Origin of the sequence: Streptomyces sp. NPDC005899 (assembly GCF_040629645.1) — a bacterium.
Classification (GTDB): Bacteria; Actinomycetota; Actinomycetes; order Streptomycetales; family Streptomycetaceae; genus Streptomyces.
This window is the reverse complement of record NZ_JBEXWB010000664.1, coordinates 1-1,563: the sequence shown is the minus strand read 5'-3', so window position 1 is coordinate 1,563 and position 1,563 is coordinate 1. Positions and strand designations below refer to the sequence as shown.

Genomic DNA, 1,563 nt, shown 5'->3' with positions numbered 1-1,563 from the left:
GATCCGTCTGCCGAGGCGCCCGAGGGAGCGCGACGGCCGGTTCCAGGCACGGAAGGCGTCGAGGGTGCGGCTGTTCCCCGTGCGCTCGACGGCCTGCTCCACCGCCGCGACCTCGGGGGCGGACAGCGCGCGTACCGCGGGGCGCAGGACCTCGTCGAGCAGGGCGGTGCGGGTCCGGGTCCAGGCGTCGCCGGCGTGCGGGTGGGCGGTCCACACGGTGAAGCAGTCCGCGACGCGGGCGGGGTCGGTGCGCAGCCGGTCCAGGAACTCCTCGCGGCGGGCCTCCCGGTCGTAGGCGGCCATCAGCTCCGCGTCCTCGTCGTGCACGAACGCGTACAGTTCCGCCTCCGGCCGGTCGGGCAGCAGCAGCCGCCGGGCCAGTGCGGCGTGGGCGCTCTCCAGCACCGGGGGCCCGACCGGTTCGGCGCGCGCCCGCAGGGCGCGGGCGCGTTCCGACCAGCCGGGCTCCGCGGCCCCGGTGCGCAGCTCGCGGGCGAAGTCCAGCAGCAGCAGGCCGGCGCGCACCCGGGGGCCGAGTTCCTGGGGGAACGCCCGCAGCAGGTCGTGGGCCAGCTCAGGGGCGTCCTCGTCGCCGGAGGGCGCGACGAGCGCCGCGTCGACGAGAGGGGCCCAGGTGCCCGCGGCCCGGTGGGCGTCGGACGTGGCCCCGTTCAGCAGCGACCGGGCCTCCGCGGCCGTCGGCACCTGCCCTCCCCACACCAGCCCGACGGCCGTCCGCAGCACCAGCGGCTCGGCGAACGGTGACATCCCGGCGGCCCGCAGCACCGCGTGCAGGACGGTCACCCGGTCCGCGCCACGCGTCCTCGCTCCCGGCGCCCCGGCGCACATCCGCAGATGCGGCAGGGCCTGCGTCCCCGTGAACGGCAGAGGGACCAGGGTCAGGAGGCGCTCCGTCGCGGCCGGATCGTCCGGGGCGAGCCGGTCGAGCTCGCCCAGCAGCGCCGTACGGACGTCGAACTGCTCGTCCAGGAGGTCGAGCAGCGGTGGGCAGGCGGCGGCCTCCGGGTCGTCCAGCAGCGCGCGGGCCAAGTCCCGTACGACACCGGGGAGCAGCTCCGCGCAGTCCACGCCGAGCAGCCGCACGATGCGCACCAGCTGCACGGTCCGGGCCACGCCCCGGACGGCGGGGGCACCGAGTTCGGCCAGCAGGTCGTCCCCGAGTTCGGCGACCAGTGCGGCCACCGCCTGTTCTCCGGCGGCTTCGGCGAAGGCCGACCGTGCGGGCGGTTCGAGGGCCGCGTCGCCGCCCCGTACCGCTTCGGTGACCAGCAGCGCGGCCAGCGGGGCGGTGATGTCGGCGGGACTGCGGCCGTCGAGTGCGGTGAGCAGCCGGAGCGCGGCGGCGCATTCCGCGGCCGTGCGGTCGTCGGCGGGTGCGGTCAGTGCCCCGATCAGCTGCCGGGTGCGCTTCTCGTCCAGCGCGTACGGCCGCTCGGCGGCCCAGTCGGCGGCCGCGGCCCGCTCGGGCCGGCCCAGGGGGTTTGCCGCGGTGTTGGGCGGCACCGCCAGCGGGGGCCCCGGGGGGGGGTTGCCCCCCACGTT

Annotated in this window: 1 protein-coding gene; it reads right to left on the bottom strand. The window is 77.7% G+C overall.

Annotated features, from left to right (window positions below; all coding sequences use genetic code 11):
• Window positions 1-1,560: GTPase-associated protein 1-related protein (locus ABZ371_RS32515; RefSeq protein WP_358686517.1), on the bottom strand; the 1,560-nt coding region annotated here is incomplete at its 3' end.
• Between the last annotated feature and the right edge of the window lie 3 nt (window positions 1,561-1,563).